Source organism: Amycolatopsis sp. NPDC058986, assembly GCF_042741125.1.
In the GTDB taxonomy this organism is placed as follows: Bacteria; Actinomycetota; Actinomycetes; order Mycobacteriales; family Pseudonocardiaceae; genus Amycolatopsis.
In genome coordinates this window covers 1-7,340 of record NZ_JBHYJW010000124.1, presented here as the reverse complement: position 1 = coordinate 7,340, position 7,340 = coordinate 1, and the positions used below count along the sequence as shown (strand labels likewise).

Here is a 7,340-nt window from a genome sequence, read left to right as displayed (position 1 = left end):
CCGCAAGGTGGCCTTACCGGCGCAAGAGTCCTTTGTGGACACGGGGTCGCGGAGGGGCTGGTCGTCCCAGGTGCTGGCATCGGCGTGGGGTGCGACGATGGCGTCGCTCGGTGACCGGGTCGCCCGGGTAGCCGGGTGACCCGGTCCGCCTGGGGCGACGAGGAGCACCGTGCCGTCGGCGGTTCCGGCGGATGGGCCGCCGAGCCACACCGGAACCCGCTCAGTGTCGCCGAAGCGGGACCGCGGGCCTAGCGCCGTTCGGTCCCAAGCCGGGGCGGCCGGTTCGGCTGTTCGGCGCCGTCGGATCCACACCATTCGTGCATACAACAGTTGCACGGGGTGTTTCGTGGAAAGAGGACGATCCGGCCGCGGAAACCGGACCGTACGGGCGAAATCGGGAGCGCTCAGGCCCAGATGCCTTCCAGGCTCGTGCCGGCCGGCGGCTCGTCACCCGCCTCTGCGAACGCCGTCAGCACTTCGACGAGGCCGTGGCGGGCGCGGTCGGGCATCCTGGCGACGATCTTGGCGATCTCCTTGCGCCTGCGGGCGGTCACCTGGCGGACGACCTTGGTGCCCTCGCGGGTGAGTTCGAGGACGATTTCGCGGCGTGAGGTCGGGCTGCTGAGCCGCTCGACCATGCCGACCGTGACGAGCCGGTCCACCATCCGGCTCGCCGTCGACGGGGTCACGCCGAGGTGCTCGGCCAGCGCGGCGTGCTTGAGCGGGCCCCGGGTGTGCAGCACCACCAGCAGCCGGAACTGCGGCAGCGTGATGGTGTCGCCCGCCGCCGCGATGGAGCGGACGGACACGCCCACCAGCAGCCGGGACGCGGTCAGCACGGCATCGGTGACGGCGTCGACGTCGGCGGCGTCGACAGTGGCGGCGGCAGCGGTGGAACGAGGCATGTCATCCAGTGTGCCGCACGTCCGCCGGAGGGCAAGCCCGCCGTCGGTGTCCAAAGAGGAATCCCGGCGCCGGTTCACCACGTGGCACCGACCTTCGACGGGCCCGGCCGGGCGGGTACCGAGGCGAGCCTCGGCGTGCTGCGGCAGCGGCAGACCGTGCGCAGCCGGGCCGGCGCGTCGGCCAGGCGGGGTGGCGTCGCCAGGAGATTCCTTGCGTGCACTGAACAACGATTAGGCCATTTGTATGATGTCGCCGAAACGCCGGGCACCATGGTCATCTTCGGTGCCACGCGGAATTGAGCGGCACCATTCCGCCGTGGCAATGGATCGGCGACCGACCGACCCGCAACCCCCGCTCATTCGAGCCCTCGCCCGGTGGGCGGTGCCGGTACACAATTGCCGCTGGTTGGCCTAGCATCGACCTGCCGTCGCCAGCTCTGCGTAGGAGAGTTTCGGTGTCCCAGCCCGGAAACCAGCCTCCCCCTCAGGTGGCTTGGCAACTGTTCTCGCATCTGGCTTCGGGGCACGCTCCGTACGAGGTCCCGACCAGCCTGCGCCTTGACGGCCCGGTACTCATGGACCAGGTCGTTCACCTCGGTGTCTACCTTTCCGAGGACGTCCAGTACAAGATCTACGACACCTCACCCTCCCTGATCTTGAAGGGGGCTCCGATCCTGGGTCTTGCCGGGATGGCCGTCAACAGATGGCGCAACTCCGCGAGCCGGCGACAGGCGATGAACCAGTCGGCCCCGCAGTGGCGCGCTTGTGGCCCGTTGCGCGTAGTCGTCACCGACCGATCGACCTGGATACAGGAAAACGGGGAGTGGAACTGGATCGCTCACGCCAGTGTGACCGAGATGCGCGTCGATCCCTATGCCGGGTTGACCGAAATGTCAAGCGAACAAATGCCCCCGCTGCGCTTGGACGGCCCCGCGGCGGCATTCGCCGGGATACTGATCGCGTACTTCGTCTACGCGGGGCAATTCGCGACGATACCCGGGCTGGGACCGTTCGCCGACGCGATGCGGTAGGGCAACGCACGGTGTCCGGGTGGCCTGTCAGTGTCCACGGCCTTCCCTGAGCGCCTCGACACCGTCCAGCAACCGGTCGAGGGCGAATTCGAACCGGCTGTCCAGATCCGGCGCGACCAGGTCGGCGGCCGAGGCGACGAGATGCGGGAACGAGTCCGCGGGCAGCGACGCCAGCGCGCCCCCGAGTTCGTCCAAATAGGACCGTGCGGAACGGCCGCCGCTGACCGCCGCGGAGAGCGGTGCCTGCTCCCCGTCGACGAACCCGATCAGGAAGGTGGACAACAGGAACGTCATGTACGCGGAGTCGCGAGTGGACAGTCCGGCGCCGCGCAGCACGCCGAGGATCGTCTCGATGTTGCGCACCTGGCCGGGCGCGGTGCTGAACCGTCCGGCGAACAGCCGGGACGAATCGCGGTAGCCGAGCATGTGCTGCCGCATCGCCCGCATGATCGCGACGAGGCTGACGCGCCAGTCCTCCGGGTCGACGTGCCGGGAGAGGTCCTGCGCCGCGGCGACCGCGTCGACGAGCAGGTCGAGGAGTTCCTCCTTGTTGCGGACGTGCCAGTACAGCGAAGCCGTGCGAACCCCGAGCCGGTCGGCGACCCGTCCCATCGTGAGCCCGTCCAGCCCTTCGGCCTGCAACGTCGCCAGCGCGGCGGCCACGATGGCGTCCGGGCGCAGTTTGGCCTCGGACGCGGGTGGCCTGCCTCGTCGCGGCGGCATGCCACCTCCTTGCGGACGTCATGAAGATCGCCGTACCCTACCATTTATCTAATGGCGTTAGATTAATGAGGAGGGCGACGATGGCCGAGGACGCTCCAGCGTGGTACGTCAGCAGTGCGCTCGAAGCACTGGCGGCACACCGGGGAAAGGTCGCGCTGTCCTGCCGAGGTCGTGAGCTGGGCTATGCCGAGTTGCTCGCGGCCGTGTATCGGACCGCGCGGGCATTGCGGCGGTACGGCCTGCGGCGCGGCGACGGCTTGCTGCTCATCGCCGGCAACCGCCCGGAGGCGTTCACCTGCCGGTTCGCCGCGTTCCTGCTCGGCCTGCGCCTCACCCCGTTGGTGCCCGGGCTGACGGACCCGCGGGACGTGGCCGCCGACTCGGGTGCCGTCGCGCTGGTTTCCGCCGAACCGCTCGACGTGGACCTGCCGCTGGTACTGACGGTGGACGAGCTGACCGCGGCCGCGCGGGCCGAACCGGAGGACCCGCTGCCGGTGGCCGCGCGCGAGCAGGACGTCGCGCGGGTGCTCTACACCAGCGGCACCACGGGCTGTCCCAAGGGGGTACCGAGCACCTATCAGGCACTCGGGGCGGCCACCCGTTCGTGGGGGACCGGTGCCGCCGAAATGCCGGAAGGCCTGCGATTCCTGCTCGTCACGCCCTTCGCGCACGGCTCCGGCGACGCGGCCTTGAACATGCTCCGGTTCGGCGCCACCGTCGAGATCCTCGACGGTTTCCACCCCGCCGAGTTCGTCGAAGCGGTTCGCCGAGCCCCGTTCGCGGTCACCTATCTCTACCCGTCATGGCTGTACCGGTTGCTTGATCACACCGACGCGGATCTCGGGACCCTGCAGTTCCTCACTTACGGAAGTGCGCCGATCGCACCCGTCCGGCTGCGCCAGGCGCTGGACCGGTTCGGCCCGAGACTGCTGCAGACCTACGCGACCACCGAGGCGCCCGCGATCGCGATGCTCGACGCCGCCGATCACGCCGCCGCGATGGCGGATCGTCCCGAACTGCTGGCCTCGGTCGGCAAACCGCTGCCGGGGGTCTCCGTCGAACTGCGCGCGGCGGACGGGACCACGGTGCCCGTCGGTGAGGTCGGCGAGGTGTGCGTCAGGGGCGGCTCGGTGATGCCGGGCTACTGGAAACGGCCGGAGCTGACGGCCACGACGCTGCGCGACGGCTGGCTGCACACCGGCGACCTCGGCCGCTTCGACGCCGACGGTTACCTCTACCTGGTGGGCAGGCTCAAGGACATGATCATCGTCAACGGCTACAACCACTACGCCGGCCCGATCGAGGACGCGTTGACCGGGCACCCGGCGGTCCGGGAAGCCGCGGTCGTCGGCGCCCCCGATGACCGGACCGGCGAAGCGATTCACGCGTTCGTTGTCGCGAAAGGCGTCGATTGCGGGCAGTTGCGCGAGTGGGCCACCGATCGGCTCGCCGCGGACGCGGTGCCCGCCACCTTCACGGTACTGGACGCCCTGCCCACGACCCCGCTGGGCAAACCCGACAAGCAGGCCCTGCGGGGCGTGGTCACGTCTTGGCGATGATTTCGCTGATGCGGGCGTGGGTTGTCGGCTCGTCGAGCGCTCGCTCCAGCAGGCGTTCCGCGGTCGCCTGGTACCGGTCGATGGCGCTCTGTTCGGTGACGTAGGCGTAGAAATGGTCGTGGCAGACGCCGACCACCGGGATGCGGGTGGGGAAGCCGAACATCGTGAACGGGCTGAGCAGCCCCGGCTGGCCCGCCGGCTCTGCGGGCACGATGTGCACCTCGACCAGGCCCTCTTCCATCAGGGAGAGCAGGTGGCCGAGCTGTCCTTTGAGGACACCGCGGCCGCCGACCCGGTGCTCCAGCACGTTGTCCGCCAGCAGGATGGTCACCGCACCCGGGGCGTCGCCCGCGAGCGCCGCCTCGTGCCGGACCAGCCGCATCATGAGGCCCTGCGCCACCTCGTCGCCGGTGAGGATTTCCGAGTCCAGCACCGCGCGGGCGTAGTCGGGCGTCTGGACCAGATCGGGGACCACGCGCGGTGCCCAGGTCAGCATCGTGGTCGCGGTCCGCTCGTACTCGAGCAGCAGCGCCGGGTACTCGACGGGGCCGGGATCGACCCAGTTCGGCATCTTGAGGTGCTGCGCGAGCAGCATCAGCCGCCGGTACTCGTTTCCTTTGACCGCAAGGAAACCGAGCACCCGGGTGACGTATTCGACGCTGGGTGTCCTGGTCGCCCGTTCGATCGTCGACACGGTGGCGGGCTCGAGGCCCAGCACTCCGGCCAGCGCGCGCAGGCGTACTCCGCGTTCCTCCCGCGCGGCGCGCAGGCCCAGCCCCAGCGCGACGGCGGCGGGGGTGGCACGGTGCTCGCGTACCACCGGATTCTGTTCGTTCTCCACCGGATTCCTTTCGCTGGTCATGCTCGATGCGCCGCCCCTCGGGTGGTGCCGCGGGGGTGGGGCACCGGTCGTCCGTGGAGGGCGGGATGGCCGGGCCAGACGTCCAGGCCGTGTTCGCGGCGGTAGATCAGGTCGCACGCCCAGCAGGTGTGCGGCGCGCCGTGGGCGTCTCGCCTGCCCGACTGCTCGAACTCGGCGGCCGCGGAGGCGCCGCACAGCATGGTGATGACCTCGCCGGGCTCGGGCACTCGCGTCAGCCGCGCGTGATGCCACACGCCTTCCACGACCGGGTGAATCGCCGCGGGATCGACATGGATCACCGCGCCCATGACAGCTCCGGCCCGGCTTGCTCCTGGCTCTCGCGGAGCACGAAGACCTCGGCGCCTGCCGTGGACTCCAGCTGTTCCAGCATGAGGTTCTGCAGGAGCAGGCTCCGTGCGAGGTGCTGCCAGGTCGGAACCACGACGTAGTGCGTGTCGTCCCGGCGCAGGGTGGCGAGGAGCTCGTCGAACGCCTTGTGCGAACCGCGGGAGAACTCGAAGAACAGACCGGCCAGCCGAAGTCCGTGGTCGTAGGCGAAGTCGCGCAGGGCCTGCTCCAGCAGGCACACCTTCTCGTCCGCGGCGGTGTTCGGCACCTGCATGTAGCCGTACGCGGTGCGACGGGATCGCGCCGGGGCCAGGACGCACGTCATGAGTGCCGTCCCCGCTTTCGCTTGCTGGTCAAGGAAATCGGCCCTGACTCCATGGTGTCCTCCCCGATGCGCTAGCTTCGCTACTCAGCTAGTGTGACCCGAACTTGACGAACCTAGCTTGAACGACTTAAGTCTGAATATCAAGCTTTGGTACCCCATCCGTTCGAGTGGCGTCGGACGATAGGCTCTCCCGGAAGGGAGGTCCGGCCGATCCAGACGGCGCCGCTCGTCGAATACCTGGAGAGGCCATGTCGATGGCAGCCACTGTTCGTACGGCCCGGAAACTGCTGCTCGGGCACGAGATCGCGCACATGATCGAGGTAGCGGGCATTTCCCAGGCCGATGCCGCCGAGCTCATCGAGACCAGTCAGGCGCGGATCTCCAGCCTGATCCAGGGCGGCGGCAGCATCTCGCCCGGAGACCTCGTGTTGCTGGCCGGGAAGCTGGGCTTCACCGACGAGGGCTACCAGCAGTCCCTCCGCGACCTGCGCCGCGACGCGCACAAGCGCGGCTTCTGGACCACCGGCCACAACCGCGCCTACGCCGAAGAGATCCGCCTCCGCATCGATCTGGAAAAGCACGCCGACCAGCTGCGGGTGCTTGAGGTCGAGGTCGTTCCCGGGCTTCTTCAGTGCGAGGCCTATGTCCGCGCTCAGCACGAGGACGCGCCCGCACTCAGTGACGTCACCCTGGAAGATCGCATTACGGCTCGGCTGGCGCGGCAGGACATCCTCGACAAGGACGAGCCGCCCATCTTGCAGTTCGTGCTCTCCGAGTCGTGTATTCGCCGCGTCTGGGGCGATGCCGACGTGATGCGTGAGCAGATCGACCACCTGATCAAGCTGTCCAACCGGCGGAACATTCACCTTCAGCTGATGCCGTTCGATCAGCCGCTTGGCCGCCGCTCACCGGTCGCTTCCCGATTCACGTTGATGCGAGTGCCTTCGCCGGGCGTCGCGGGTCCGCTGGAGCTTGCCTACATCGAGGGCGAAGCCGAGATCCGCTACCTCGACGACAAAAAGGCGCTGAAGGCATACGAAGCCGCTTGGGCTCGGCTCACCAACGCCGCGCTCAAGTTCGAGGAAACCAGGAAGTTCCTGCGCGAGGTCTCTCGCGGCCTCAAGGACCGATCCTCATCCCCGTCCCGCTAGGAGAAACATAGATGAACCCTGTCACCCCGAAGGCCTTCCGCGAGGACGATTTCCGCAAGGCCACCGCGAGCAACCCCGACAAGGACTGCGTGCGGGTCGCCCGGCGGAACGGCCGTGTCGAGATCCGTGACGACAAGAAGGTCTTCGGTGCGCCGGACGATCACCGTCTGGTGCTGACCGAGGACGAGTTCGACGCCTACCAGGATGACGTCCGGGCGGGTATCGACAGTCGCGGTGTCCTCGTGGTGACGCGCCGGGCGGACGGTTGCTGGGCGTTCCGCAAGGCGACCGCCGCCTCCGGTGGCGATGTCGAGCTGGTGTTCACCGAGTCGGAGCTGACGGCCTTCCACACCGGCGTCCGCTACCGCGAGTTCGACGCCCTGGCCTTCGCCTAACGGTTCAAACGCCCCAATGTGGCGTTCGGTGCGTCCAACGC

At 68.7% G+C, this 7,340-nt stretch carries 10 protein-coding genes; 4 read left to right on the top strand and 6 right to left on the bottom strand.

Translation table 11 applies throughout. The annotated features are described in order from the left end of the window. Positions 1–404: 404 nt before the first annotated feature. Together ACFW0G_RS45125 and ACFW0G_RS45120 are read right to left on the bottom strand one after the other, a co-directional pair. Entirely contained in the window at positions 405–905 is a 501-nt protein-coding gene (locus tag ACFW0G_RS45125) for a MarR family winged helix-turn-helix transcriptional regulator (RefSeq protein ID WP_378331757.1), read from the bottom strand. A gap of 74 nt (positions 906–979) precedes the next feature. After that, positions 980–1,126, bottom strand: a complete 147-nt coding sequence (locus tag ACFW0G_RS45120) for a hypothetical protein (RefSeq protein ID WP_378331756.1) — start codon at positions 1,124–1,126, stop codon at positions 980–982. Positions 1,127–1,393: 267 nt separating this feature from the next. Between ACFW0G_RS45120 and ACFW0G_RS45115 the strand changes: the two genes are divergently transcribed. Continuing rightward, on the top strand, positions 1,394–1,936 hold the full coding sequence (locus ACFW0G_RS45115; protein WP_378331755.1) for a hypothetical protein: 543 nt from the start codon (positions 1,394–1,396) through the stop codon (positions 1,934–1,936). A gap of 27 nt (positions 1,937–1,963) precedes the next feature. Here ACFW0G_RS45115 and ACFW0G_RS45110 read toward each other — a convergent pair whose 3' ends face one another. After that, positions 1,964–2,659, bottom strand: coding sequence for a TetR/AcrR family transcriptional regulator C-terminal domain-containing protein (locus ACFW0G_RS45110; RefSeq protein ID WP_378331754.1), 696 nt, complete (start codon positions 2,657–2,659; stop codon positions 1,964–1,966). 80 nt (positions 2,660–2,739) lie between these two features. On the opposite strand from ACFW0G_RS45110, the gene ACFW0G_RS45105 reads away from it, so the two are divergent. Further along, on the top strand, positions 2,740–4,218 hold the full coding sequence (locus ACFW0G_RS45105; protein ID WP_378331753.1) for an AMP-binding protein: 1,479 nt from the start codon (positions 2,740–2,742) through the stop codon (positions 4,216–4,218). Here ACFW0G_RS45105 and ACFW0G_RS45100 read toward each other — a convergent pair. From ACFW0G_RS45100 to ACFW0G_RS45090, 3 genes are read right to left on the bottom strand one after another with little or no spacing between them, the layout of a single operon-like run. Continuing rightward, positions 4,202–5,059, bottom strand: coding sequence for a helix-turn-helix domain-containing protein (locus tag ACFW0G_RS45100; protein ID WP_378331752.1), 858 nt, complete (start codon positions 5,057–5,059; stop codon positions 4,202–4,204). The genes ACFW0G_RS45105 and ACFW0G_RS45100 overlap by 17 nt on opposite strands. 17 nt (positions 5,060–5,076) lie before the next feature. Next, positions 5,077–5,388, bottom strand: a complete 312-nt coding sequence (locus ACFW0G_RS45095) for a hypothetical protein (protein ID WP_378331751.1) — start codon at positions 5,386–5,388, stop codon at positions 5,077–5,079. Beyond that, the gene (locus ACFW0G_RS45090) at positions 5,376–5,753 is read right to left on the bottom strand and encodes a recombinase family protein (protein WP_378331750.1); all 378 of its coding nucleotides are present in this window, start codon (positions 5,751–5,753) and stop codon (positions 5,376–5,378) included. Before ACFW0G_RS45090 ends, ACFW0G_RS45095 begins: the two co-directional genes overlap by 13 nt. A gap of 248 nt (positions 5,754–6,001) precedes the next feature. Here ACFW0G_RS45090 and ACFW0G_RS45085 point away from each other — a divergent pair, with 248 nt between their 5' ends. Together ACFW0G_RS45085 and ACFW0G_RS45080 are read left to right on the top strand one after the other, a co-directional pair. Beyond that, positions 6,002–6,904, top strand: a complete 903-nt coding sequence (locus ACFW0G_RS45085; RefSeq protein ID WP_378331749.1) for a helix-turn-helix domain-containing protein — start codon at positions 6,002–6,004, stop codon at positions 6,902–6,904. Between the two features lie 11 nt (positions 6,905–6,915). Continuing rightward, positions 6,916–7,299 carry a DUF397 domain-containing protein gene (locus ACFW0G_RS45080; RefSeq protein ID WP_378331748.1) on the top strand — a complete coding sequence of 128 codons (384 nt, stop codon included), beginning with the start codon at positions 6,916–6,918 and terminating at the stop codon, positions 7,297–7,299. Positions 7,300–7,340 lie beyond the last annotated feature (41 nt).